A 26,753-nucleotide genomic window follows, 5' to 3' on the forward strand; every position below is an offset into this window, starting at 1 on the left:
TATGTAAAAAGGGGAGAAACATGAAGAAAACCATTTCTTCTATCTCAGTAGTCGTGACGTTGGCAATATTATTTATGATGCCAACACAAGTGGGTGCTAAAGAGATGACGGGTGAAGAGGTAACTTTCAGTCGAAAGTTTGGCAATTGTCTATCATGCCATATGATTCCAGGCGGTAGTTTACCAGGAACGATTGGACCACCACTACTTGCAATGAAAGCAAGATTTCCAAATAAGGCTGATTTAAGAAAGCAAATTTGGGATGCGACTATTAAAAATCCAGATTCAATTATGCCTCCATTTGGTAAGCAGCAAGTGTTAAGCGAGAAGCAAATTGATCAAATTACAGATTTCATTTATTCAAAATAAGGAGAGCAGGATGAAAAAAAGGTTATTTTTAAAAAGTGCAATGGCAGGTTCTGCAGTTGCCACAGCAGTAGGTGCAGGCTTACTAACACCAAGTATGGCTTTTGCTAATTCTATAAGTTTTAAGGTTAAATCAGATACAGCAACTGCTTCGGTTGCAAGTGCTGCTCAAGGTTCATTTAAATTCAAAGCACCTAAGATTGCTGAGAATGGTGCAGTAGTGCCGATGACAGTGGATGCTTCTAAGATTAAAGGCGTAACAAACATTTCTTTCTATATTAGGAGTAATTCTACCCCTTTAGTAGCTTCATTTAATTTATCTGGTGCTCAGGGTTATGTTTCTACTCGTGTTAAGATGGGTAAGACTTCTCCAGTGATAGCGTTAGTGACAGCAGGCGGTATAACAACTTCTAAAACTCAAGAAGTCAAAGTAACGATTGGCGGCTGTGGCGGTTAATTAACTAATTATATTAAAAGGAGAATATAAAAATGGCAAATATTAAATTAAAGCCCAAGGCTAGAAAAGGTGTTATTGGTATTAAGTGTTTAATTAAGCACCCTATGGAGACAGGCTTACGTAAGAAAAAAGGTAAAATCGTACCAGCTAACTATATTGAAAATATGGTTATATTACACAATGGCAACAAAGTTGTAGACGCTGATATCGGTAGCTCAATTTCTGAAAACCCATATTTTAAGTTTAACGTTCCTGGTAAAAAGGGTGACATAATTGAACTTAAGTATAAAGACAATAAAGGTAAAACAGGTTCTGCGACTATAAAGTCTAAGTAACTGTTTATAATTACTGAGGAGAGATTAATGAAAAAACTAGTAACCATAGTGGCTAATTTAGGCTTGTTGGTTGGTATGGCATCAGCTGATGTTGCATCTGACCAAAAAGCTTTTATTAAGCACTTTAAAACAATTTTTCCGAATGTTGAATTTGCAGACTATACCAATGGTGTATATGCGGTTGATCAAGGTTCAAGAGAACAATTCGAAGAAATCTTAGACGGTATTCCTCCTTATGAGGAAGCGGTAGAGAAAGGTGGCAAGGAGTATTTGAAGTTTGGCCTTAATAAGTGTAGCTCACTTAAAGATCCAGCGGCAGCCCGTGTTAAACACCCATACTTTGATGAAATAACTCAGCAAGTGGTCACACTTGAAAGTGCGATTAAGAAGTGTTACCAACAGCGAACTGGTAAGAAGCTAGGCTCTAAGAAAGGTAAAATTGCTCGTATTAGTGCTTGGATTTCAGATCAAGCAGCTGGACAAAAGATTAACGTAAAAGTTGAGTCTGCTGGCGCTAAGGCGGCTTATGAGGAGGGTAAGGTTTTCTTTTATGCTAAGCGTGGTCAGTTCAACATGTCTTGTGCAGATTGTCATGTGTATAATGCAGGTAAAAAAGCGCGCGCTGATATTTTATCACCTGCGTTAGGTCATACTACTCACCTACCTATGTATCGTGCGAAATGGGCTAGTATGGGTACACTACACCGTCGTTATGGTGGTTGTTTGAAAAACATGCGTGCTAAGCCATTAAAAGCTCAGACAGAAGCGTTTCGCAATATGGAATTCTTTCATCAAGCAATGAGCAATGGTCTTGAAATCACTGCTGATAGATATAGGAAATAGGAGACACTAATGAAAAAAGTATTATTAACAACTTTGACACTATTTGCTTTAACAGTTCAGGCTGATTTCTTGGATGGTTCGCATAACTGGAATAATGGTTCTTCTGATTCATTTAAGTCTGCTATTAAAGCAGCACAGACTGGTTATGAAGCCAATCTTGCTGTAAATATGGCATGGCGTGATACTGGAAAAATGATTAAAAAAGCTAAAAAATTGTATAAAGCAGGTAAAAATGTTGCGGCAATTACTTTGGCGAATAAAGCTCATAAGCAAACAATTAATGCAACAGTGCAAACTGCATTAGCAAAAACGGCTGGACCTAGGTTCTAAGGAAATCTAGTGAATTAGAAAAAATACCCCAACATTAGGGTATTTTTTATCTATTGTTTGTTGATTAAAAAAGCCTGTATTAATTTTTTTTAATCAACAGTAAGAAATTCTCAATAATTTTTACTCTGTCTGATATATTTTTTGAAAACTTTCAGTACTTTTAAAATAAAAAAAAGTTCTTTAGACTTGTAAAATGAATAAGTATTTCATCAAATTTATTTTAATTACTCTTAATGGCTAATTCTGGTTTTGTGCACCTACATTGTCAAAGTGAATTCTCAGTTGAGAACTCTTTGGTACGTATTCCAAAATTGATTGAAAAAGCACAAGAAATTGGCATGGATTCAATTGCACTAACAGATGAGTCCAACCTTTTTTCTGCCGTTAAATTTTATCAAAAAGCCACTGCTGCTAATATCAAGCCAATATTTGGTGCTAGAGTTAATGTCAAAGATAAAGAGGGTGAGTTTTATTCGGTTTTATTATTGTGTCAAGACCGCCAAGGCTACCTTAACCTTTCTGAATTGATTTCTTTGTCTTATACTCAAGGACAATCGTTTGAGTGTGTTAGTGTAACGCAGCAACAACTAATTGATTATAACCAAGGTTTGATTATGATTGCAACACCTATTTATAGCGATGTAGCTAAACATTTAATATCGAATCAAATGATTGAGGCTAAGCAAAAAGCTAAATTTTGGCAAACTGCTTTTGTTGAACGTTATTATTTAGGTGTACAGAGAACTTCAAGGGAGTTTGATGAAAAACACTTACATCTTTGTGTTGAATTGGCGCTTGAGTTTGGTATTGCTGTTGTGGCAACAAACGATGTGCAGTTTTTAAATGAAAGTGATTTTGATGCACATGAGGCCAGAATTTGTATTTCTCAGGGCAGTCTCTTAGATGATACACGGCGTGAGCGACATTTTTCTAACCAGCAATTTTTAAAATCATCTGAGCAAATGCATGAACTGTTTGCTGATTTGCCAGAAATTTTAGAAAATACATTAGAAATTGCCAAACGTTGCAATGTGCATTTTGAGCTATTCAAAAAGAATTATTTGCCAGATTTTCCTGTGCCAGAAGGCTTAACCATAGAGCAGTTTTTTTGTGAAGAGTCGGAGCGTGGTTTGATTCAGCGCTTACAAAACTTAAAAGTTGATGCGCAGGTTTATCACCAGCGCTTAAAATTTGAGCTTGATGTTATTATTCAAATGGGATTTCCAGGTTATTTTTTAATTGTGGCAGATTTTATTAGATGGTCAAAAGAAAATGACATTCCAGTAGGCCCTGGTCGTGGTTCTGGTGCTGGTTCTTTAGTGGCTTATGTTTTGAGAATTACTAATGTTGATCCGATTAAGCATGAATTGTTATTTGAGCGTTTCTTAAATCCAGAGCGGATTTCAATGCCAGATTTTGATATTGATTTTTGCACTGATCGTCGAGATGAAGTGATTGATTATGTGTCCAAAAAGTACGGTCATGAAAAGGTTTCACAAATTATTACTTACGGCACGATGGCGGCTAAAGGTGTGGTGCGTGATGCGGGACGTGTTCTGGGTCATTCTTATGGGTTTAGTGACAAAATATCAAAGATGATTCCTAATGATTTGAAAATGACACTTGAAAAAGCCTTGAGTGAGCCTGAAGAAGGAGGCTCGGAGGAATTACGAACTCGTTATGATTCGGAAGAAAGCGTGACTGCATTAATTGATCTTTCTAAGCAGTTAGAGGGCTTAGTGCGAAACGTTGGTACACATGCAGGTGGTGTGGTGATTGCACCAAGCAAGATTAGTGATTTTTGTCCAGTATATAAAGGTTATGGTGAGAATGATGGCGTAGTTTCTCAGTTTGATAAAGATGATGTTGAAGCAGTTGGTTTGGTTAAATTTGACTTTTTAGGGTTGTCTAATTTAACGGTTATTCATAAGGCTGTTAAACTGATTAGCGCTAAAGGCTTGTCAGATGAGCCGATTGATTTAGATGCTTTGCCATTGGATGACAAAAAAGTTTATGAGTTGCTTCAACGTTGTGACACAATAGGTATTTTTCAATTAGAGTCCGAAGGTATGCGTAGTTATCTAAAGAAACTGCAAGCGGATAATTTTGAAGATATTGTTGCCATGTTAGCACTGTATCGCCCAGGCCCATTAGATGCAGGTATGATAGATGATTATATTAATGTAAAGCATGGTGCGCAGGTTAAATATCCACATCCGATGCTAGAGCAGATTCTTAAACCAACTAATGGTGTGTTTTTGTACCAAGAACAAGTAATGAAATCAGCACAAGTAATGGCAGGTTACTCTTTAGGTGGCGCAGATTTACTTAGGCGTGCGATGGGTAAGAAAAAAGCCAGCGAGATGAGTCGTCAGCGTAGTGTGTTTGTTAAAGGCGCTGCTGAAAAAGGCATTGACGAGAAAAAAGCCAATGAAATTTTCGATTTGATTGATAAATTTTCAGGCTATGGTTTTAATAAATCTCACTCGGTGGCATACGCCTATGTATCTTATCATACTGCTTGGCTTAAGTCTCACTATCCTGCTCCTTTTATGGCGGCAGTTTTATCCGGCATGATGGACGATACAGAGAGAATCTCATTTACCATTAGTGAAGTGCGCCAAATGGGCTTGATGGTTAATGGGCCAAACGTATGTGAATCTAATTATGAATTTAGCATTAATGATGCAAAAACAATTGTATATGGTCTTGGTGCAATTAAAGGTGTGGGTGGGGCGTTGGTTGATGCGCTCGTATTTGAGTGTAATGCCAATGGCGCTTACAAAGATTTATTTGAGTTCTGTTCTAGAATTGAAAAGCGTTATTTGAACAAGCGCGCCATTGAGGCGTTGATTTATAGTGGCGCTTTTGATGTATTAGGCGTGGATAAGGCAAGTTTAATCAAAACCTACCCTATAGCTATTAGACAAGCAGAACAGAAGCAAAATGACCATTCTAGTGGTCAGAGTGGGTTGTTTTCCAATACTAAACAACATAGTGAATATGAGGTGCATTATCTTTCAGCACCAAGTTTTTCGTTTAAAGAAAGATTGCAACTAGAAAAAAGCGTACTGGGCTATTATTTTGATGATCATCCTACTGATGAATACAAGGCTGATTTAAAGCATATTGGCGCAACACTGCCTTCTAAAGTTGTCTTTAGAAATAATAAAGAAGTGCGCGTATTGGCATTAATTTCAGAGCTGCGTTATCGCGCTACTAAGAGTGGTGGGCAAATTGCCCTAGTTACAGTTGAAGACGGTGTCAAGCTATTAAATGCTGTGATATTTACCAAAACTCTAGGTTCGGTGAGTGAGCAACTTATTGTTGATGAAGTGGTGGTGATTTCAGGCAAAATTAATAAAGATTTTAGAAATCAGTGGCAAGTGGTGGTTGATAAAATTGAAAATATTGGAGAAGTGAAAATGAGCTATGCCAAGGGTTTTGAAGTTTTATTAAACACCAAACACCAGTCAATTTTTGACAAACTTGTCAAAGTGCTACTTGAGCACAAAGGTAATTGTCCAGTTAAAATTTCTTATATTGCTAATAATTTAAGAGGCAGTATGTTGCTAAATAAAGCCTATTTGGTGACGCCTAACCAACAGTTAATTGATGCTGTGAATGTCTTGGCTCAAGATCAAGTTAGTAAGATTCATTATCATTAGTTGCATTGACACTGATAGTAGTGCGTATAATCTTGCCTGTATTGATTAATTGTAATATCTTTATTTAGAAAAATCTTAATTTGTCCAGCATAATTGGTGTTTAAAATATTAATGTTATGGTTTTTATATCTATCTAAAACGATTTTAGCAGGATGATTAAATCTATTTTTACAACCACTAGAAATAATAATTTTATCCAAATATTGAATTTGTTTTGAGCGCAAGTAGAGAATAACGACCGCATCTCCCATGTTAAATCCAGAAGGGTAGCCACTGCCTGTTGCCTGTATCAAATAATAGAGTGTATTTCGTGTTTCTTGAAAGTGACGAAAATAGCAAAGAATAGAGCAAAGATTATACCCCATTCAAAGTTTAATATTATTAAGATATTTTTAAGTGAAAATACTAAGATACCAAGCAAGAAACTTAGACTATAAACTAGCATAAATAGTTGACACTAATCAAGGGTTTTTGTAAAGCATGTCATTATTGATTTATCATTACTAAATATATCTTGAAATCCTTGGTTTAACACGTGAAACCAGCTAAGTTTTCCTCTAAAGTGTTCTCAAATCAATTGATAGACATTTTTTCAGCTATTGGTTTTTTATAAATTTATATAAGTTATTGATTTTTAATTAAAAATTTTAACTGATTAATTTTTATTCAAAACCATAAAAAGGTGCAATGTATCAACGTATTTGAGTACTTTTCAATGAGATATTAACATGTTTATCCACACTTTTGTGAGTAAGTCTATTGGGTGTTGATTTAATAGCATTTTTTGGTGTTTATAAGTATTCTTTAATAAAGATTGCAAGGATTTTTTTTGCCACTTTTTTTTTGCTATTTTTTGCTATTTTTTTGTTTAAATTTTGACTTAAAAAAACCACCTCATTTTCATCCACATTGGAGCCAAAATCAGTATTTGAAACGTCATTAAGGATAATGACATCACAGCCTTTATTTTTGAGCTTTTTTTGAGCATTTTTTAACGTATTTTGCGTTTCTGCAGCAAAACCCATACAAATAGGTTTTTTTCCTAATTTGCAGACATCTGCCAATATGTCTTTGTTTGGAATGAGCTCAAGTATTAGGTTTTTTCCATCTTTTTTGATTTTCTGATTTTTTGTATTTTTAACAGAAAAATCACTCACAGCCGCACAAGCAATAAAAATATCTTGACCAGCAATGTTATTCATAACTTTGGTATACATCTGTTGTGCACTAATAATGGGCATATTGTTAGATTTTTCATTTAGAGTTGTGGTGATATTGCCATAAATACAAATCACTGATGCGCCCATTTCAATACAAGCATTAATCAATGCCATGCCCATTTTTCCGCTACTGTGATTAGAAATAAACCTAACTGGGTCAATGGCTTCAATAGTAGCACCTAAAGTAATCAACACTTTTTTACCAGTGAGTTTTGTACTAATGAACTGCTTAGCCACTTGTTTTGCAATGCTTAATGGCTCTACGAGCCTGCCTATACCAATATCACCACAAGCCTGTTCGCCAGATTCTGGCTTAATGATGATTGCATGACGACTAATGAGTGTTAATAAGTTGTCTTGAAGTGCATGAGATTGATACATTTTTAGGTTCATAGCAGGTGCAATAAGTAGTGCTGCATTACTTGCTAAAATGACACTACTTAATAAGTCATTAGCTTTTCCTAGAGCGATATTGGCGATGGTATTGGCACTGGCAGGCGCGATTAAAATAGCATCTGTCCATTTGGCAAGTTCAATATGTCCCATGCTAAGTTCAGCATCCTCATCCCATAAATTGTAATGAACTTTATTTTTTGAGATTGATTGTAAGGATAATTCAGTAATAAATTTAGCACCTCCCTCAGTAAGAATCACTTTTACCTGAGCGCCCAAATCTTGTAATCGGCGTACAATATCAGGTGCTTTATAAGCCGAAATAGAGCCACTAACGCCAAGGATGATATTTTTATTAGTTAAGCTGTTCATTTTAAAGTGGCAGTTATTTTGATGTCATCACCCACCATTTTAATATCGATAATATTCAGTTTAATTTTATGAGCCATATCTTTAATAATTAGATTAAGCATTGAATTGGCATCACCACCCATCAATATGGGTGCCATATAAATAACAAACTCATCAATTAAGTTACTTTTAATCATAGCACTAATCAGCTTAGGCCCTGCCTCAAGTAGGACATTGTTAATGCCTTGATTGCCTAATTGGATTAAGACATCATCAAGGTTCAATTTGCCAGAGTCAAGCGTTTTAGTGTTAGTTGGGTTTAAGATTAGTGTTGGTGCATCGGTGTTAAATATATTAAGTGAGGTATCTGTTATTTGGTTTTTACTATCAACCACAACACGTAGTGGTGTTGGACTGACGTCATCAAGACGTACCGTCATTAAAGGATTATCACTAATAATTGTTCCTGAGCCGGTCATAATTGCTTGGTGATTGGCACGTAGTTTTTGCACGTCCAATCTTGCGATCTCTGAGGTAATCCATTTGCTTTCACCTGAGCTCATTGAGGTTTTACCATCAAGACTCATGGCTATTTTGCAGCGCACAAAGGGCTGATTGGTTTTCATGCGTTTGACGAATCCTTGATTAAGAGTTAATGCATCATTTTCTAACAAACCAATCTTAACCTCAATATCTGTATTTTCAAGCATAACAACACCTTTACCATTGACTAGTGGATTAGGGTCGAGCATAGCAATAACAACTTTTTTAGCGCCTGAATCAATAATGGCTTGTGCGCAAGACGGAGTTTTGCCTTGATACGAACAAGGTTCTAAGGTGACGTAAAACGTGGCGTCCTGAGCTTGATGATTAATTTGTTGTAAGGCGTTAATTTCTCCGTGTGCTTTGCCAAAGGTTTGGTGATAGCCTTTGGCAATAATTTTTGCATGTTTTACAATCACACAACCGACCATAGGATTAGACTTTACACTGTATATGCCTTGACTGGCAAGTTTGAGTGCGATTGCCATGTTTTGAGTGTCATTTTTTGAAAAAGTTGCCGGCATATTTCAGATATAATTGTGAGAATATTTTGCATAAACATTGACAATATTTTACCTAGGAGAAACAACATGGATGAAGAAAAAAAACAAGCCTTAAAAGCAGCTCTTGCACAGATTGATAAACAATTTGGCAAGGGTTCAGTTATGTTTTTGGGCGATGACCAAGTTCAAAGTAATATTGAGGTAGTTTCTACAGGCAGTTTAGGCTTAGATATTGCCCTAGGTATTGGTGGTTTACCTAAGGGGAGAGTGATCGAAATTTATGGTCCTGAGTCATCAGGCAAAACAACGCTAACATTGCACGTGATTGCTGAGGTACAAAAACTAGGTGGTACAGCGGCTTTTATTGATGCTGAGCATGCGCTTGATCCTAGATACGCTAAACGTTTGGGTGTTAATACGGATGATTTGTTAATTTCACAACCCGATACAGGTGAGCAAGCATTAGAGATTACGGATATGTTAGTACGCTCAGGTAGCGTGGATATTGTGGTGATTGACTCTGTTGCAGCACTCGCACCCAAGGCAGAAATAGAGGGTGAAATGGGTGCTTCACATATGGGACTTCAAGCCCGACTTATGTCTCAAGCACTTAGAAAACTTACCTCAAACATTAAGCGAACCAATACCATGGTGATTTTTATCAACCAATTACGTATGAAAATTGGTGTTATGTTTGGCAATCCTGAAACCACAACTGGTGGTAACGCGTTGAAATTTTACGCCTCAATACGCTTAGATATTCGCCGTATTGGTGCGATTAAAAAAGGCGATGAGATTTTAGGCAATGAAACACGCGTTAAAGTATTAAAAAATAAAGTTGCATCACCCTTCAAACAAGCAGAATTTCAAATCCTTTACAACGAGGGTATTTCACTTGAAAGTGAAATAATTGATTTAGGCGTGAAGCACGGGTTTGTTGAAAAAGCAGGTGCTTGGTATAGTGTTGAAGGAGAGCGAATTGGCCAAGGTAAAGATAACGCTCGTGAATATTTAAAATCAAACCCTAAGCTCAGTCAAAAAATCGAGACACAAATCCGTGAAAAATTACTAACTAAAGAAGCAGACATTGAAAAAGGACGTTAGCAATCAAGACGTCGATTAATCAAGCTTATCACCAGATTTTAAGTTTATTGGTCCAGCGTGAGTATTCTGCTTTAGAGTTGACGCAAAAATTAAGTACTAAAGGTTATGCTATTGAAGAAATAGAGCCAGTATTAGTGCAACTAGCACAAAATAATTATCAAAGCGATGAACGCTTTTCTAAGGCGTTTGTACTTATGCGCACTAATCAAGGTAAGGGTGATGTATTAATCAGTCAACAATTGAAACAAAAAGGTATTGAAGATTTTGATTTATCAACCATTGATTTTTTTGAACTTGCTAAAAGGGTTAGATTAAAAAAATATGGCGAGCAATTACCTAAAGATTATAAAGAAAAAGCTAAACAACAGCGTTTTTTACAATCACGTGGGTTTGATCTTGAGCAAATTAACCAAGTATTTAGCTGTGAATAGACTATTTACCATGCACTCACCTTTGTATATTAAATATCCTTATAGTGAAATAAGAGTAATAGAGGCTTTATTTGAACACCCAATTAAATGATGCGTGGCCAGAGATCTTAAGGTTTTAAAAAAAGCTTTTGCCTTATTTATTAAAAATGCGTGTGCGCGTTGTTTTGGCAATAATGTTTTTAATTTTCGCAAAACTTGCCAATGTTGCAGTGCCTGTTGTTTTAAAAGAAATTGTTGACTCTTTAGAGCAAACTAACTTAGCTGATTTTGTCATTAGGGTTGCTTCTTTGCCTATGGTGCACTATAAGGCTTGCTAGTTTGTTATTTAATGAGCTTCGTGATACGATTTTTGCGTGCGTCCGTTATCACGCTATGTATTTGATTGCACTTGCTGTGTTTAAGCACTTGTATACACTGGGTTTATTTTTTCATTTAGATTGCCGCAATGGTGGAATTACTTGTGATTATTAGTCGTTGCACTCAAAGTATGTCTACCCTGTGTTGTCGATTTTTTTAACATTATTCCTTCGTTTTTTGAGATATGTTTAGTGATTGGTATTTTGTGGCTGAATTATGATATTTTCTTTGCTGGTATTTCATTATTGACCGTGGTTTTTTATATCGGGTTCACACTGGCTATCACAACTTGGCGGATGAAGTATCGTTATCAGATGAATGACATGCAATCTGAGGCCAATACGAATGCAGTGGACAGTTTGATTAACTATGAAACAGTTAAATATTTTAATCAAGAGAATTTTGAAGTTAATCGTTATGATGAAACTATGACTCGTTAGGAAAATGTCGCCACGAAAAGTTTTACTTCAATGACGGTACTTAACTTTGTTCAAGTCTTATTTGTATTACTTGCTAAGAAAAATACCTACTAAGTGTTGGTGGCTGAATTTAGTCACAATCCAGAGTTCCGAGACCGAGTCAGTAATATTGAGTCTTTGCAGCAACAATCATTATTTTATACGATGAAATTAACCAACCACAATTAAATCAACTTAAAGCACGTTACTGCATGGATGTAACCTTAACATTTCCAATTGAGCGAGATTTATTAAGGCGAAGTATTGTTTAGTTGCTTGTCAAAATATACATCAAGCACTTGACGTGCAATTGGTGCTGCTTTTGAGCTGCCATTGCCTGTATTTTCAACAATAATAGCGATGGCTATCTCTGGATTTTCAATAGGGGCAAAGCCAGTAAACAAAGCATGATCTCGTAATTTTTCATCAAGTTTTTCTGCAATATATTGCTCTTCAGCGTCAAGGCCGAACACTTGTGCAGTTCCAGTTTTTCCAGCTAAGGTATAAGTTAAACCCTTATTGAGTCTTCTAGCGGTGCCTTTAGGGCCGTAAATGGTTTGTTTCATTCCGTCAATCACATTTTCCCAATTTTGAATATTTTTAATTGGAATTTGTATATGGCGACCTTTTTTAGATTCAATGATTATATTGCCAGGTACTTGCGTATTTTTAAGTAAGGTTGGCCGAAATAAAGACCCCTTGTTGGCAATCGCTGCTGTGGCAACTGCAAGCTGCAAAGGAGTAACAGCTATAAATCCTTGACCAATGCCTGTAATTAAGGTCTCTCCGCGATACCAAGGCTCATTTTTATTTTTATTTTTCCAAGTTTTAGAGGGTAGAATACCAGCGCTTTCTCCGGGAATATCAATGCCTGTTTTTCGGCCAAAATTAAATAAGTCTAAATTATCGTGTAATTTGTCAATACCCAATTTATCTGCCAAATCATAGAAAAACACATCACACGATTGTGCGATTGAGTCTTTGACATTTACGTATCCATGTCCTGTTTTTTTCCAGTCGTTAAATTTGCGTTTAACGTTGGGTAATTTGTAATAACCTGAGCAGAAGGTGCTACTTTTATTACTAATAATATTTTCTTCCAAACCTGCTAGAGCCACCATGGGTTTAATTGTAGACCCTGGTGGGTATAGCCCTTGAACGGCGCGGTTAAGCTGAGGGATATTTGTTGAAGTTTGCAACTGGTTATAGTTAGCATGTGATATGCCATTAACAAACCAGTTTGGATTATAGATGGGCGTACTAACTAGCGTTAATATTTCCCCATTCCTGACATCTATAACTACAATTGAACCACGTTTGCCTTGAAGTAATGTTTCTGCTTTTTTTTGCATATCTAAGTCAATGCTTAAATATAAATTCTCACCTGCAATAGCAGGTTTAATAACTTGGGTGTCAATAACTCTGCCACTTACATTTCGCTCAATTTGTTGCAAGCCATTAGTGCCATGCAATCGTGTTTCGTATTGTTTTTCAATGCCAGTTTTACCTACAAACAAGGCTCCTAAATAGTTTTTCTTATCGTAAAAAAGCTTCTCTTTCTTAGTTATTCTAGAAACATAACCAACGACATGAACGCTAGAACCTTGATTGGGATAAATCCGATGAAAATAAGGCTCTATATCTACACCAATAAAAGCATTACTAATTAAGAATTTTGCAACCTGAGTTTCATTAAGATTATATTTGATTGGGATGCTATGAAATTTTTGATAACGCCTTGCATTTTTATTAAAGCTTTTGATGTTATTATCGTTGATAAAGCCAGATTGTTTGAGTTGTTGTAGTGTTTTAGCAATATTTTTAGTTTTTTCTTGTGTTAAGGTCAATCGAAATGCCAACTTGTTAGTAGCTAAAACATTATCATAGCGATCAAATATTTTTCCTCTACTAGGTGTTATGGGTAGAGTACGCATTTGGTTACCCAAAGCTTCTTCTAAGTAATATTCATGGTTTACTATTTGTAAATTGTAGATTCTAATCACTAATAAAGTGGTTAGTAAAAATATAAAAATAAGTGCTAACCTCAACCTAGAGAAGAGTATTTTGTTTTCAAGTTGAGCATTATTTATACTTTGCATTTTGATAATAAAAACCGAACGATTGGCCAAATCAATGCGCCAGTAAACGGCGCTAAAAATAAGTAATAGTTGATAACAAAACCTTGTGTTAATACAAAAGTTAGTAAGAAAAATACCAGATAAATACTACTAGATATAAACACATAGATTTGTTGAGTGCTTAGGTTGGATACAAAAAATGATTGTTTGACATTATTAATAAATAGGCTGCTCAATATGAGTGCTAAGGCATTTTGTCCCAAAATATCACCATGTAGAACGTCAACAAGTAAGCCAAGAATGAGTGCAATAAAAAATTTGGCTTTGGTTGGAAAATATACCAACCAATAGGTATAAAAAAGTAACAACCAAAATGCAGATGCATCTAATAACACATCATTTAGAGGTATTACACTTAAAATTAATGCAAAAAAAGTAATCTTAGTTAGAAATATGTAAGGGCGCTGTGCGTTCATGATTAATCGGTCGTAATAATGACAAATTCTAGTTGCTCTAGTGTTTGAGTAGGTTCTAATTGGATATGCAAAAAGGGCTCGTTTTGGTGTTCTTCTACACGAATTACTCTTCCTAATGGATATCCATTAGGAAATTTTGAACCGATGGCGCTACTTAGAAATACATCACCCACTTTAACGTCCAAATTAGGCTCGATAAATTCAACATCTAATAGATGATTATTCTCAGCAACGCCTCTGCTAATACCACGAATACCACTACGTTCATTTTTAACAGGCACGTGTTGCGTAGGGTCACTGGCCATTAATATGGTTGAATATAGTGGCGTTGTTCGCGATACTTGTCCAATAATGCCTTTAGCGCTTAAGGCAACCTGTCCAACCTTGATACCGCTACTACTACCTTTGTTAATAATAATTTGTTTTTTCAGTCTAGATTGGCTGAGTGCACTTATTCTTGCCAAGGTAAAGTTTTGTTGCTTGATGGCATAACTTGAACCTAAAAGCGCTTGGAGCTTTTTATTCTCAAGCGTTAAAGCGTTGTAGGTTTGTAATTTAGCTTTGAGTTTTAATAGTTCACGATGTAAATTATTATTATTTCTGATTAATTGACTTTTGCTGGTACCTTGCTCATCAATCCAAATATAAATCTGTGAAGGCAGATTTACCATCATATAGATGGGTGATATTAAGGTTGCAATTGGTTGTCTTAGATGATTAAGATATGAGAACTTATAATCAGAGAGTATAAGTAGTATAGCGATAATGACAGGGATAAAAAGTTTAAGAAACTTCATGTTGGTAACCCTTATAAATCGTTAATCAATATTTAACTACTCAGCAGCTAAAAACCCCACATTATGTTCAGATATCATACTAAGTGCAACACCACCACCACGAGCAACACAAGTGAGTGGATCGTCAGCAATGCGTATTGGTAGACTGGTTTCTTGACCAATAAGCTTATCAAGACCGTCCAAAAGTGCACCGCCACCTGTGAGAACTAAGCCATTTTCAGCAATGTCAGAGCTTAACTCTGGTGGTGTTTTCTCTAGCGCAGTTCTAATAGCACCAAGAATCATTTTAAGTGGTTCTTGTAAGGCTTGTCGAATTTCAGTATTAGTTATATTAAAACTCACTGGAATGCCTTTGGCAACATCACGACCTCTAAATTGCATTTCTTTAATTGCATTTGATTTAAAAGCAGAACCGACCTCTTCTTTGATTTGTTCAGCAGTAGAGTAACCAATAATAATACTGTGTTCACGGCGCACGAATTTAACAATCGTGTCATCAAACACATCACCACCTACGCGCAGTGAGTCAGAATATACAATGCCATTTAGTGACATGATTGCAATTTCAGTTGTGCCACCACCAACATCAATAACCATAGCACCTGAAGCTTCTTCAATAGCCATACCTGCACCCAGTGCAGCCGCCATTGGTTCCTCAATTAAATAAACATCACGTGCACCTGCACCAACAGCACTTTCTTTAATAGCGCGACGCTCAACTTGAGTTGCACCGCAAGGCACGCAAATAAGCACTTTAGGACTGGGTGAAAAAAAGCCAGAACGCAAAACCTTACGAATAAAGTGCTGTAGCATTTTCTCAGTGATTTTAAAATCAGCAATCACACCATCTTTCATCGGTCTGATGGCTTCAATGGAGCCAGGTGTTCTACCCAACATATTTTTAGCATCTTGACCCACAGCAATGACGGTTGATTCTAACGACCTTTTGTCATTATGAATAGCAACCACTGATGGCTCATTAAGTACTACAGCACCATCCATATAAATCAGTGTATTAGCCGTACCTAAGTCAATAGAAAGACTTTGGCCTTTTAAAAAATCAAACATAAAAATTCCCAGTTAAGTATTCGTAAAATAAAGAGATATAATACTATAAATAATCAGTAAAAATTAAGCAATAATCAACACCTTGTAAATATGAAAATTCAACAAAAACATGTCATAGAAAGCATTTTTAATGCTTTACAATATATCTCTTATTATCACAGCCCTGATTTTATTCAAGCAATGACCAATGCTTATGAAAAAGAAACCCACAAGGCTGCAAAAAATGCCATTACACAAATTCTTATTAACTCAAAAATGGCAGCCTTAGGTAAGCGCCCAATGTGTCAAGACACTGGTATTGTTAATGTATTTGTTGAAGTGGGTATGGCGGTTACTTGGGTAGCTGATTTATCATTAGAAGATATGATTAATGAAGGTGTTCGTCAGGCATTTACCTATGCAGATAATCCTCTTAGAGCTTCAATTGTAAAAGACCCATTATTTACTAGAGTTAACACTAAAGATAATACACCAGCAGTTATTCACATGAAAGTTGTTAAAGGTAGTCAGCTTAATTTTATTGTAGCAGCTAAAGGCTGCGGTTCTGAAAATAAGGCAAAATTTAGCGTACTTGCGCCAGATGATAATATTGTTGATTGGGTGTTAGAAACCATACCAACCATGGGTGCTGGCTGGTGTCCGCCAGGTATGATTGGCATTGGTGTTGGTGGTACGGCTGAAAAGGCTATGTTAATGGCAAAAGAAAGTTTGATGGAGCCTATCGATATTCAAGATATTGCACAAAAATCGAACCCCAGCAACCTTGAAAAACTACGTCTGGAGTTATTTGATAAAATTAATCATTTAGGTGTTGGTGCACAAGGCTTGGGTGGTTTGACAACGGTGTTAGATGTTAAAATTAAAGATTATCCAACTCATGCCGCCTCTCAAGCAGTGGCGATGATTCCTAATTGTGCAGCAACGCGCCATTTACACTTCTCACTTGATGGTTCAGGTGTGACTCAATTGCCAGAAGTGGATATGGATAGCCACCCTCAATTAGAAATGGATTATTCTCAATATAAAAAAGTTGATTTAAACAGTTTAACCCGCAAGCAAATGGCTCAGTGGAATATTGGCGATACCTTGTTGCTAACAGGTATAATTATTACCGGACGAGATGCGGCACATAAACGCCTTAAGCAAATGCTTGATAATGACGAAGGCTTGCCAGATGGTGTAGATTTTGACAATAAATTTATTTATTATGTTGGTCCAGTGGACGCCGTTGGTGATGAAGTCATTGGTCCAGCAGGTCCTACTACTGCTACGCGTATGGATAAATTTACTGATATGCTGTTGGATAATACCAATATTTTAGGTATGATTGGTAAGGCAGAACGTGGCGAAGCTAGTATGCAAGCCATTAAAAAACACAAGGTTACATATCTTATTGCAGTAGGTGGTGCGGCTTATTTGATTTCTAAGTCTATTAAAAAGGCTAAAAAAATTGCATTTAAGGAGATGGGCATGGAGGCAATTTACGAATTTGAAGTTAAAGACATGCCAGTTACAGTCGCAATTGATACTCAAGGTAATAATATTCACAGCATTTTTCAAGATATTCAAATAACCTACTAAGTGTGTCGCTAGAGTTTTAGTGGAACTATCTTTTTCGAACCAACTTAAGCATTTTAGAAATGTAGTCTTGGCGTATAATAGCGCCGAAGTTGGTCGGATGGTCGCTGGAGATTAATTTTTCAGAGGAAAGTCCGGGCTCCATAGAACAAAGTGCTAGCTAACAGCTAGGTATGGTGACATAACGGAAAGTGCTGCAGAGATTTAGACCGCTTATTTTTAATAGGTAAGGGTGAGAAGGTGCGGTAAGAGCGCACCGCGCATTTGGCGACAAATGTGGCAAGGTAAACCCCACTTGGAGCAAGCTCAAATAAGCCAATGATGATGTTGCTCGCGGAGTTGGCGGGTAGAGTGCTAAAGCGTTTTGGTAACAAAATACGTAGATGAATGACCATCTATTACAGAACCCGGCTTATAGACCAACTTTTTTTTACTTTCTACTACATTGAATAAACAACAAAGTGAAAATTAATAGGCCTTAAAAGTCAGAAAAACCATACCAAGTTGGAAATAAAATAAGACTCATTAAAACCATGATTTGGATAGCAATAAAGGGCATAACACCTTTATAGATATCCATTGTTTGAATTGATTTAGGAGCAACCCCTTTGAGATAAAACAAACTAAAACCAAAAGGTGGCGTGAGAAAGGAAGTTTGCAAATTCATAGCAATTAAGATGGCAAACCAAGCCATGTCAATGCCGAGTGATTGGGCGATTGGGTAGAAGATGGGGACGATAATCAGTGAGATTTCTACAAAATCGATAAAAAATCCAAGAATGAGAATAATAAGCATGGACAGTAAAATAAAACTCATTTCTTTAGCAGGGAGTTGCATAATAAAGGTTTCTACTAGGGTGTCACCACCGTTGTAAGTAAACACCATGGAAAAGGCAGTTGCGCCGATTAGAATGGCAAAGACCATTGAGGTGATTTTGATGGTTTCAATGCTGCTTTCACGCAACATTGCCCAGTTTAGTCTTTTATAGAGAGTGGCTAATACCAAAGAGCCTACTGCACCAATTGAGGCAGATTCAGTGGGTGTAGCAATACCAGAAAAAATAGAACCAAGTACGGCAATAATCAGGGACAAGGGTGGGAGAATGGCTTTGGCGACAAGTAAGTATTGTGTGTGGGTTTTTAAATCATGATTTTTGCCTTTAAAGGCAGGAGTGGCTTGTTTGTCAAATTGGGCGATTATCAGCACATATAAGATATAACTACCTACCAGTATTAAGGATGGCATCACTGCACCTTTGAATAAATCTCCCACAGGTACGCCAAGGACATCTGCTAGGATGATTAGAACAATTGAAGGAGGAATGATTTGTCCTAGCGTGCCTGTGGCACAAATGACGCCACTGGCGAGATTTTTTTTGTAATGGTGCTTGAGCATTACGGGTAGTGAAATAACCCCCATTGCTACTACACTTGCACCAACAACACCTGTAGAGGCGGCAAGTAATGAGCCAACTAAAATAGTAGAAACAGCAAGACCGCCTCGCACATTGCCAAATAACCCGCCCATGGCTTCTAAAAGCTGCTCGGCAAGTTTGGTTTTTTGCAAGACAATGCCCATGAAAATAAACAAAGGCACTGCCATTAAAATTGTATTTTGCATCACGTTCATGATGCGATAAGGCATAAAGGCAAATAAATCCACGCCTTGGCTTAACACGCCAAAAATAACCGCCACACCTGCAAAAGTAAATGCCACAGGAAAGCCGATCATTAGTAGCATTAGGGTGATTAAAAACATAATAAGCCCTATCATAGCTTAAGTTTTTTGAGGTTGTTACGTACAAAGATAAGCCCAGACATAATTAGCAAAATGAAACTAAGTGGGATGACACCTTTAATGATAAAGCGATAGGGTAGACCACCGGGATCGCCACTTTGTTCGTTTAACAAAAAAGCTTGATAAGAAAAATCCACGCCGTTGTAAATAATTAAGACACTAATGGGTAGGACGAAGATAACAAAGCCAATAAGGTTAATCCATGCCTGTCTTTTAACACTAAGATTGGCATAAAAAATATCAACCCTAACATGAGCATCGTTTTGTAATGTGTAAGAAATGCCGAGTAAAAACATGGCTGAGAACAAATGCCAACCCATTTCTTGAATGGTGATTGATGAATTGTTAAAGGCGTATCTTAGAACAACATCTATAAAAATGGTAAAAATGGTTAATAAAAGCAATCCAATGGTTAGATTTTCTAACCATTTTGTGTATTTATCCACCACGATTAATTATTGCGTTTGAGAGTTCAAATAAGCCTGATCTGAGATTGCTGTCCAAGCACGCGCCTTTTTTAAGTAATTCTTTTGTGATTGAATGATTTCTTTGGACAGTGAATTATTAGCAGCTAACTTGGTAAGGAGTTTTTTATTAGCAGCTCTAAGCTTGTCAAATACTGACTTTGGAAAGGTTTTGATTTTGATATTAGGATAATCTTTTTTCATACTTGCCCAGTTTTTGGCGCTTTCATGATTAGAGCGTGCCAGCATATCATAAGCAGCTAATTTCATTGAGGTGATTAAGATGGCTTGTAAGTCTTTAGGCAATGCATTAAACTTTTTCAAGTTAATTAAAAACTGCATTTCAGAGCCAGGTTCATGCCAACCGGTGTAGTAATAAGGGGCAATTTTATGAAAACCCATTCTTAAATCCAACGAAGGACCTACCCATTCTAAGGCATTAATTGTGCCACGATCTAGTGCAGTGTATAACTCACCTGCTGGAATATTGGTAGGTTTAGCGCCAACCTTTGCTATGATTTCACCTGCGAATCCAGGGATGCGCATTTTTAATCCCTGTAAGTCCTCAATTGAGTTAATTTCTTCTTGGAACCAACCACCCATTTGGTTGCCAGTGTTGCCACCGATAATAGACCTTAGTCCATGCTTAGCGTAGACTTTATCCATTAATTCTTGACCACCACCATATTCAAACCAGGCATGTTGCTCGTTTGCTGTCATACCAAAGGGCATGGAGGTGAAAAATAAAGTATTGATGTCTTTACCTTTCCAATAGTACGAGCTAGAATGGCCAAGGTCGTATTGACCAGACTTAACCATGTCAAAAATACCAAGTGGGGCTTTGTGTTTGTTTTTAGAGTCAATTTTAATAACCAGACGACCGTTTGACATGTCAAACGCTAGTTTAACGGCTTTTTTAACCGCATCGCCAAAAATAGGAAAGTTGCTTGGCCAAGTTTCGGCCAACTTCAAGGTATAAACTTTAAAGTTTTGTTGCTTGATTTGCTTTTGATTGTTATCATCACTAAACCAACCAGCAGTAGTGGTGACAAAAGCAGTTAGCATTAATATGACGAGTGTTTGTGTTATTTTTTTCATGATTACCTTTATTTAATTTGTGCCAAAACGGCGCGATTTTGTTGATTATAGTCTTTAAATTTTTGAATATTGAAAAAATCATGATTTAATAACTGTATGATTTCTTCTTGTTGGTCAAAGCCGTGTTCTAATAAAACATAGCCTTTTTTATTAAGATATTGTGGTGCGTTATCAATAATAGTGCGAACGTCATCCAAGCCATCTTTGCCAGACACAAGTGCACTTTGTGGCTCAAAACTTAAATCATTAAGGTAGGGGTTGCCTTGTTTAATATAAGGCGGGTTGGAGATAATTAAATCAAATGTTTGGTTAGGCGTAGCTTCAAACCAACTGCCCAGTTGAAAGTTAATGTTTGTTTTTGCATTTTGCTGGGCAATGTTAAGTGCATCAATTGAAAAGTCAGTTGCAGTTAAGTGCCATTGCGGATTTTTATCGCCTAAAGTAACAGCAATAATTCCACTACCAGTGCCTAAATCAAGTACTTCACAGATTTTATTTTTATCAAACAAGCCCAAAGCAATGTCGATTAAAAGTTCAGTTTCGGGTCTGGGGATTAGCGTACTAGGGGTAACCTTAAAATCAAGATGATAAAACCCTTTTGTGCCATTTAAATAAGCAAAAGGCGTACCAGATTGTCTTTGTTTTATGAGTTGATTAAGTTGAGTTTTTTCCTCATTATTGGGCTGATAATCATAATGGGTAATAAGTTGAGTGTGGCTTTTATTAAGGGCTAAAGATAATAGTGGCGCAATATCAATTATGTCACTGTTTAAATAATCCTGGATGGTAACCAAGATTTATAAATTAACGGTTGTTAATCCCAATGCTTTCCAATTTTGTATACTACCTCGAAAGTATTTAATTTTAGCAGTAGGATAACTATACTTAAGCAACGTCGTTACAGAAGTTGGTATTTGACCGCACCAGATGCCATTGCAATATAGGACTAAAGTTTTGGCATAAGAAAAATCAGGTAATTCGTCAATTTGAACGCCTAACAAGTCTCCTATAATTTCTAGTGCTTTTTCTTTATTTTTAAAACGCGTATAAGGAATGTTAATGGCAGTGGGAATAACACCCGTAATGGTTGGCCAATTAGGTGTACGTGTACCAATAATTAAGATGGTGTCATCACCTGCTGATTTTTGTTTAATGTAGTTAATCATAACCAACTCGCCAATCGTCTCTACAGCGTGTGACGCAAAAGAGTATAACGAGTTGAGTCTTGCCACGGGCAGTTTTGAGATAAAAACTACATTGGGTAAATAAGAATTTGTTTAGTGGCTTTTTCCTGCGCATAAGTACTTAGTGTTAATAGGCTGATTAGTAATAATGTTAATTTTTTCATGATTTTTCCCCTCTTAAATCGTATCTGTTTTTCATTGCCACAATAAACCCCAAACCAATGAATGCCCCTGGTGGTAAGATGGCTAGTAAAGTACCTTGATAGTTTTCAAATATAGTAACACTAAGCGTATTACCTAAATCACCCAGTAATAATGCAGATTGCTCAAACAAAGTGCCATTGCCAATCAGTTCACGCATTGCACCTAATACAATCAGTACAATAGAAAAACCAACACCCATCATCAATCCATCCAGTGCAGATTTCCCCCAAGTATTTTTACTAGCAAATGCTTCAGCACGCCCTAAAATAGCGCAGTTGGTTACAATCAATGGTACAAAAATACCCAATATCAAATATAAATCATAAAAGTATGACTGCATCAATAACTCAACAATCGTTACAAATGAAGCAATTAGTAGGACAAAAATAGGAATACGAACTTCTTTTGAAATTTGATGACGAAAAATAGAAACGGTTATATTAGACGCTACTAAAACAAAAGTAGTTGCCAGCCCAAGTCCGATTGCACTCACAATATTGTTAGTGACTGCCAATAAAGGACACAGACCTAAAAGTGCAACTAAGGCTTGGTTGTTATTCCACAGACCATTTTTTATAATTTTGGTATAGTCACTCATGACACTCGATTATATACTTAATCACACGTTGATTTATTGACAACAAGCCTTTGATTTTGTAAGTCTTTTTCCTATGATGCATATTAATTCTGTAGCACTTATTTCTAATGCCCCCACAATACAGCAAATACTAGAAAGCAAAGGCTTTTATTTTACCACACTCAAATAATGAAATTGAGCGCATAGAAAGCTCTGATTTTTCTGCTAGAACCCCTTGGGATAGATTGAGTGTTCTGCGTTTTTGTTTGAGCACTTTAGCAAATGATATTTTAATTGGCGCTTAATTTACCTTAAAACATAGAAAAATGATTGCTTATTTGCCACAAAGTGTTACTTTTTTCAAAAAATTATATTTTATCACGAACAATAATTCCTGATAAAATAATTCGCATTTATGACACGTTGGAGGTGTGGTAAGCTCTTGGTTTAGCAGGAGCGAGGGTCGGGGTTAGATTGAAGTATAGTGTATTTTTTAATTAGCAAAAAAGGAGGGTATGTAGGGTATGTATAACACTCCTGTGTGTGTTAACCAGATAAAAATTGATTAAGAGAAAACGATTTGTCCATCTTTAACATCGCTATGAATGGTTGAGCCTGATAAGAACTCTCCAGCAAGAATTTTTTGTGACAAAGGATTCTCTAACAACTGTTGTATGGTGCGTTTGAGTGGTCTAGCGCCAAATACAGGATCATAACCTCTGTCAACAATCATACTGATAACTGTGTCACTCAATGTTAGTTTAAGGTTAAGTTTAGCCAAGCGCGCTGATAAGATTTCAATTTGTCTGAATGCAATGTTTTTGATTTGGGATTTTCCTAGCGTTTTAAAGATCACGATTTCATCAATACGATTGACAAACTCAGGTCTAAAGTGCTCGTTGATAATCTTAGAAAGTTCAGCGAACATATCCTTACCTGGGTTTTGTTGAATCAGGTGTGAACCTAAGTTTGAAGTCATAATAATAACAGTGTTTTTAAAATCAACTGTGCGACCTTGGCCATCTGTTAGGCGACCATCATCCAGTACTTGCAAGAGAATGTTAAACACATCTGGATGAGCTTTTTCAATCTCATCAAGTAGAATGATTGAGTAAGGTTTGCGACGCACGGCCTCAGTTAGCATGCCGCCTTGTTCATAGCCAACATAGCCTGGGGGTGCGCCAATTAAACGTGCAACCGAGTGTTTTTCCATAAACTCACTCATATCAACACGGACAATGGCTTGCTCGGTGTCAAATAAAAAGTCTGCCAAGGCCTTGGTGAGTTCGGTTTTTCCCACGCCAGTTGGACCCATAAATAAAAATGAGCCATCGGGGCGATTAGGATCAGATAAGCCACTGCGTGCACGACGTACGGCATCAGAAATTACTTTAACGGCTTTGTCTTGACCCACTAGGCGTTTGTGAATAATACTCTCCATTTGCAGTAATTTGTCTTTTTCGCCTGCCATCATTTTATCCACAGGAATGCCCGTCCAACGGGCGACAATATGGGCGATTTCATCTTCCGTAACTTTATTTCTAAGCAGGGTCATTTGCTGCGTACCAGCATTTTCAGCGATACCTATTTTTTGTTCTAATTCAGGAATAATACCGTATTGAAGTTCACTCATTTTGGCTAAATCATTATTGCGATGTGCGCTTTCTAAATCGGCTTTTGCTTGCTCTAGTTCTTCTTTAAGATGATGTGCACCTTGAACCACTAATTTTTCTTTTCTCCAAATTTCTTCCAAATCAGCGTACTCTTTTTCTAGAGATTTAATTAAATCAACCAATTCTTTTAGTCGCGTTTTAGAGGCTTTGTCTTTTTCTTTTTTAAGCGCCATACGTTCGATTTTAAGTTGTACCAATTTACGGTCAAGTTTGTCCATTGATTCTGGTTTTGAATCAATCTCCATGCGAATTTGTGAGGCAGCCTCATCAATTAAATCAATGGCTTTATCTGGTAATTGTCTGTCGGTAATGTATCTGGTTGAATAGGTGACAGCAGCAATAATGGCAGGATCAGTGATTTCCACACCATGATGCACCTCGTATTTTTCTTTAAGGCCACGCAAAATAGCAATGGTGTCTTGTTCGGTTGGTTCGTCCACCAATACTTTTTGGAATCTGCGTTCTAAAGCTGAGTCTTTTTCAATATATTGGCGATATTCATCTAGTGTAGTAGCACCCATGCAGTGTAAATCACCACGGGCTAGAGTAGGCTTTAACATATTGCCTGCGTCCATAGCGCCATCAGATTTACCAGCACCGACCATGGTGTGCAACTCATCAATAAATAAAATGACTTGTCCTTGCTCGGCTTCTAATTCTTTGAGCACGGCTTTCAATCGCTCTTCAAATTCACCTCGATATTTAGCACCTGCCACCAGTGCAGCCATGTCTAATGACAAGACGCGCTTACCTTTAATGCCTTCGGGCACTTCGTTATTAATAATGCGTTGTGCCAGGCCTTCAACAATGGCAGTTTTGCCCACGCCAGGTTCGCCAATTAGTACTGGGTTGTTTTTAGTACGGCGTTGCAATACTTGGATAGCACGACGAATTTCACTATCACGACCAATTACAGGGTCAAGTTTGCCCTCAATGGCTGATTGAGTTAAATCTTGGGTATATTTATTCAGTGCATCTCTGTTATTTTCTGCATTTTGATCAGTCACGTTCTCACCTCCTCTAAGGTTGTCAATTGCTTGGTTTAAACTTACCTCATTTGCACCAGCAGTTTTTAATAGTTTTGTGGCTGTATCATTACCTTGAATGATGACCAATAAGAATAGTTCGGTTGATAAATATATATCGTGCTTATCACTGGCTATCTTTTCAGCTGTGTTTAATAGGCGTAATAAATTTTGAGAAATATTAACATCACCGTTTGGATTGTTAATCGTGGCTAATGTATCAATTTCTTTATCAATTTCTTGTTTGAGCTTTTGAGTATCAATATTAGTGTTGAGTAGTAGATTACCAACACTACTATCAGTATGTTGCAGCATGGCACTTAGAACATGCACCGCCTCTATGGCACTGTTGTTTTTCGTAACAGCGATAGATTGTGCAACGCCTAAGTCTTGCTGAAATTGGGCGGTTAGTTTATCAATATTCACGGGTTTGTTGTGTTTTTATGTTGTGTAATGATTATCTATGGGATGATTAATACATTTCAAGTACAATATGAAATATTATGTTAAATTTAGTGCTGTTTGAGCCTGAAATACCCAACAATACTGGCGCTATTATTCGCTTGTGTGCCAATATGGGTGCAAATTTACACCTTATCAAACCTTACGGTTTTGAAATGGAGGATAAAAAATTACGCAGGGCGGGACTGGATTATAAAGAACTTATGCGTGTCAGTGAATATGACAATTTTGATGACTATTTGGAGAAGGCAAAACCTAAAAGGCTATTTGCAGTTAGTTCAAAAGTTAAAACCATTTATACAGACGTTAAGTACCAAGCGGGTGACTCACTACTTTTAGGTCCAGAAACTAGAGGGCTTCCACAAGACATATTAAATCAATATAAGGGTATTACTTTACCAATGCAAGATGGGTCTCGTAGTTTAAATTTGTCAAATTGCGCTTCTATTATGGCGTATGAAGCTTGGCGCCAAATTGGCTTTAAGAGGACTAAAGGTGCTTAAATTTATTGTATTGATGTTGTTTTTATCATTGGCAAGTGCTAATAGTTGTGTGGTTTTGTTGTATCATCATCTTTCTGATGTCACGCCTAAATCAACCAGTATTAATTAGCCCTAAGTTATTTGAACAGCATTTGTAATATCTGCAAGCCAATGAATTTTTAAGTGTTAAGCTTAAAAACAATGCTTGAGCGTTTGAACGGTAATGGCGCTTGCCAAATAAATGCGTGGTTCTAACGGCTAATGATGCTTATCAATCAATTGCAGAAAATGCTTATCCGCTTTTGCGAAGATATCAAATATCAATGAATGTTTTTATAGCAACAGATTCAATTGACCATAAATATAAAGCAATGATGACTTGGCAAAAAAATGTGAGATATTTAAAGTAAAACAATGACGTTTTATAATCA

General features: G+C 36.7%; 27 protein-coding genes and 1 other RNA gene. 14 read left to right on the forward strand and 14 right to left on the reverse strand.

Features of this window, described 5'->3' with window-relative positions:
- Positions 1-20 precede the first annotated feature (20 nt).
- The 6 genes from soxX to dnaE all read left to right on the forward strand — a co-directional run bounded on the left by soxX (position 21) and on the right by dnaE (position 5,998).
- Entirely contained in the window at positions 21-368 is a 348-nt protein-coding gene (gene soxX, locus HUE58_RS00065; RefSeq protein ID WP_174605076.1) for a sulfur oxidation c-type cytochrome SoxX, read from the forward strand.
- A gap of 10 nt (positions 369-378) precedes the next feature.
- Positions 379-822 carry a thiosulfate oxidation carrier protein SoxY gene (gene soxY, locus HUE58_RS00070; protein ID WP_174605077.1) on the forward strand — a complete coding sequence of 148 codons (444 nt, stop codon included), beginning with the start codon at positions 379-381 and terminating at the stop codon, positions 820-822.
- 32 nt (positions 823-854) lie between these two features.
- A complete protein-coding gene (gene soxZ / locus HUE58_RS00075; protein ID WP_174605078.1) occupies positions 855-1,157 on the forward strand; it encodes a thiosulfate oxidation carrier complex protein SoxZ in 303 nt (100 codons plus the stop codon).
- Positions 1,158-1,184: 27 nt separating this feature from the next.
- Positions 1,185-2,000: a sulfur oxidation c-type cytochrome SoxA gene (gene soxA / locus HUE58_RS00080; protein WP_174605079.1), complete on the forward strand. Its 816-nt coding sequence runs from the start codon at positions 1,185-1,187 to the stop codon at positions 1,998-2,000.
- A gap of 9 nt (positions 2,001-2,009) precedes the next feature.
- On the forward strand, positions 2,010-2,330 hold the full coding sequence (locus HUE58_RS00085; protein WP_174605080.1) for a hypothetical protein: 321 nt from the start codon (positions 2,010-2,012) through the stop codon (positions 2,328-2,330).
- A gap of 233 nt (positions 2,331-2,563) precedes the next feature.
- Positions 2,564-5,998: a DNA polymerase III subunit alpha gene (gene dnaE / locus HUE58_RS00090; RefSeq protein WP_174605081.1), complete on the forward strand. Its 3,435-nt coding sequence runs from the start codon at positions 2,564-2,566 to the stop codon at positions 5,996-5,998.
- Here the strand turns inward: dnaE and HUE58_RS00095 are convergent.
- From HUE58_RS00095 to ribD, 3 genes are all read right to left on the reverse strand, one after another.
- On the reverse strand, positions 5,995-6,363 hold the full coding sequence (locus HUE58_RS00095) for a hypothetical protein (protein WP_174605082.1): 369 nt from the start codon (positions 6,361-6,363) through the stop codon (positions 5,995-5,997). The genes dnaE and HUE58_RS00095 overlap by 4 nt on opposite strands.
- Before the next feature lie 426 nt (positions 6,364-6,789).
- Positions 6,790-7,983, reverse strand: coding sequence for a bifunctional phosphopantothenoylcysteine decarboxylase/phosphopantothenate--cysteine ligase CoaBC (coaBC, locus tag HUE58_RS00100; RefSeq protein ID WP_174605083.1), 1,194 nt, complete (start codon positions 7,981-7,983; stop codon positions 6,790-6,792).
- Positions 7,980-9,029 (reverse strand): bifunctional diaminohydroxyphosphoribosylaminopyrimidine deaminase/5-amino-6-(5-phosphoribosylamino)uracil reductase RibD, encoded by a 1,050-nt coding sequence (gene ribD, locus HUE58_RS00105; protein ID WP_174605084.1) that lies wholly within the window; start codon positions 9,027-9,029, stop codon positions 7,980-7,982. Before ribD ends, coaBC begins: the two co-directional genes overlap by 4 nt.
- A gap of 66 nt (positions 9,030-9,095) precedes the next feature.
- Here ribD and recA point away from each other — a divergent pair, with 66 nt between their 5' ends.
- The 4 genes from recA to HUE58_RS06710 all read left to right on the forward strand — a co-directional run bounded on the left by recA (position 9,096) and on the right by HUE58_RS06710 (position 11,340).
- Positions 9,096-10,112, forward strand: coding sequence for a recombinase RecA (recA, locus tag HUE58_RS00110; RefSeq protein WP_174605085.1), 1,017 nt, complete (start codon positions 9,096-9,098; stop codon positions 10,110-10,112).
- A 47-nt stretch (positions 10,113-10,159) separates the two neighbouring features.
- Positions 10,160-10,543, forward strand: coding sequence for a regulatory protein RecX (locus HUE58_RS00115; protein ID WP_246260805.1), 384 nt, complete (start codon positions 10,160-10,162; stop codon positions 10,541-10,543).
- Between the two features lie 173 nt (positions 10,544-10,716).
- Entirely contained in the window at positions 10,717-10,860 is a 144-nt protein-coding gene (locus HUE58_RS06705; protein ID WP_246260806.1) for a hypothetical protein, read from the forward strand.
- Positions 10,861-11,091: 231 nt separating this feature from the next.
- Positions 11,092-11,340 carry an ABC transporter transmembrane domain-containing protein gene (locus HUE58_RS06710; protein WP_246260807.1) on the forward strand — a complete coding sequence of 83 codons (249 nt, stop codon included), beginning with the start codon at positions 11,092-11,094 and terminating at the stop codon, positions 11,338-11,340.
- 269 nt (positions 11,341-11,609) lie between these two features.
- On the opposite strand, the gene mrdA is transcribed toward HUE58_RS06710, so the two are convergent.
- The 4 genes from mrdA to HUE58_RS00140 all read right to left on the reverse strand — a co-directional run bounded on the left by mrdA (position 11,610) and on the right by HUE58_RS00140 (position 15,777).
- A complete protein-coding gene (mrdA, locus tag HUE58_RS00125; RefSeq protein WP_246260808.1) occupies positions 11,610-13,361 on the reverse strand; it encodes a penicillin-binding protein 2 in 1,752 nt (583 codons plus the stop codon).
- Between the two features lie 83 nt (positions 13,362-13,444).
- On the reverse strand, positions 13,445-13,912 hold the full coding sequence (mreD, locus tag HUE58_RS00130; protein WP_174605087.1) for a rod shape-determining protein MreD: 468 nt from the start codon (positions 13,910-13,912) through the stop codon (positions 13,445-13,447).
- 2 nt (positions 13,913-13,914) lie between these two features.
- Positions 13,915-14,709 (reverse strand): rod shape-determining protein MreC, encoded by a 795-nt coding sequence (gene mreC, locus HUE58_RS00135; protein WP_174605088.1) that lies wholly within the window; start codon positions 14,707-14,709, stop codon positions 13,915-13,917.
- Positions 14,710-14,745: 36 nt separating this feature from the next.
- Positions 14,746-15,777, reverse strand: coding sequence for a rod shape-determining protein (locus HUE58_RS00140; RefSeq protein ID WP_174605089.1), 1,032 nt, complete (start codon positions 15,775-15,777; stop codon positions 14,746-14,748).
- 90 nt (positions 15,778-15,867) lie between these two features.
- On the opposite strand from HUE58_RS00140, the gene HUE58_RS00145 reads away from it, so the two are divergent.
- Positions 15,868-17,358, forward strand: a complete 1,491-nt coding sequence (locus HUE58_RS00145; protein WP_174605090.1) for a fumarate hydratase — start codon at positions 15,868-15,870, stop codon at positions 17,356-17,358.
- Between the two features lie 85 nt (positions 17,359-17,443).
- An RNA gene (gene rnpB / locus HUE58_RS00150) (RNase P RNA component class A) lies at positions 17,444-17,786 on the forward strand.
- 47 nt (positions 17,787-17,833) lie between these two features.
- Here the strand turns inward: rnpB and HUE58_RS00155 are convergent.
- From HUE58_RS00155 to clpB, 7 genes are all read right to left on the reverse strand, one after another.
- Positions 17,834-19,129 carry a TRAP transporter large permease gene (locus HUE58_RS00155; protein ID WP_174605091.1) on the reverse strand — a complete coding sequence of 432 codons (1,296 nt, stop codon included), beginning with the start codon at positions 19,127-19,129 and terminating at the stop codon, positions 17,834-17,836.
- Complete coding sequence (locus HUE58_RS00160) at positions 19,126-19,599, reverse strand: TRAP transporter small permease subunit (RefSeq protein WP_174605092.1); 474 nt, start codon at positions 19,597-19,599, stop codon at positions 19,126-19,128. Before HUE58_RS00160 ends, HUE58_RS00155 begins: the two co-directional genes overlap by 4 nt.
- Positions 19,600-19,608: 9 nt before the next feature.
- On the reverse strand, positions 19,609-20,715 hold the full coding sequence (locus HUE58_RS00165; RefSeq protein ID WP_174605093.1) for a TRAP transporter substrate-binding protein: 1,107 nt from the start codon (positions 20,713-20,715) through the stop codon (positions 19,609-19,611).
- 8 nt (positions 20,716-20,723) lie between these two features.
- Positions 20,724-21,509, reverse strand: coding sequence for a peptide chain release factor N(5)-glutamine methyltransferase (gene prmC / locus HUE58_RS00170; protein WP_174605094.1), 786 nt, complete (start codon positions 21,507-21,509; stop codon positions 20,724-20,726).
- A gap of 3 nt (positions 21,510-21,512) precedes the next feature.
- On the reverse strand, positions 21,513-21,881 hold the full coding sequence (locus HUE58_RS00175; protein WP_174605095.1) for a rhodanese-like domain-containing protein: 369 nt from the start codon (positions 21,879-21,881) through the stop codon (positions 21,513-21,515).
- A 178-nt stretch (positions 21,882-22,059) separates the two neighbouring features.
- Positions 22,060-22,701, reverse strand: a complete 642-nt coding sequence (locus HUE58_RS00180) for an electron transport complex subunit E (protein WP_174605096.1) — start codon at positions 22,699-22,701, stop codon at positions 22,060-22,062.
- A gap of 544 nt (positions 22,702-23,245) precedes the next feature.
- Entirely contained in the window at positions 23,246-25,804 is a 2,559-nt protein-coding gene (gene clpB, locus HUE58_RS00185; protein WP_174605097.1) for an ATP-dependent chaperone ClpB, read from the reverse strand.
- A gap of 77 nt (positions 25,805-25,881) precedes the next feature.
- Here clpB and HUE58_RS00190 point away from each other — a divergent pair, with 77 nt between their 5' ends.
- Positions 25,882-26,343: a tRNA (cytidine(34)-2'-O)-methyltransferase gene (locus HUE58_RS00190; protein ID WP_174605098.1), complete on the forward strand. Its 462-nt coding sequence runs from the start codon at positions 25,882-25,884 to the stop codon at positions 26,341-26,343.
- Positions 26,344-26,567: 224 nt separating this feature from the next.
- The gene (locus HUE58_RS07265) at positions 26,568-26,732 is read left to right on the forward strand and encodes a polysaccharide deacetylase family protein (RefSeq protein WP_422851479.1); all 165 of its coding nucleotides are present in this window, start codon (positions 26,568-26,570) and stop codon (positions 26,730-26,732) included.
- The last annotated feature ends 21 nt before the right edge of the window (positions 26,733-26,753 follow it).

It is taken from the genome of Candidatus Ruthia endofausta (genome assembly GCF_013342985.1).
GTDB lineage: Bacteria > Pseudomonadota > Gammaproteobacteria > PS1 > Pseudothioglobaceae > Ruthia > Ruthia endofausta.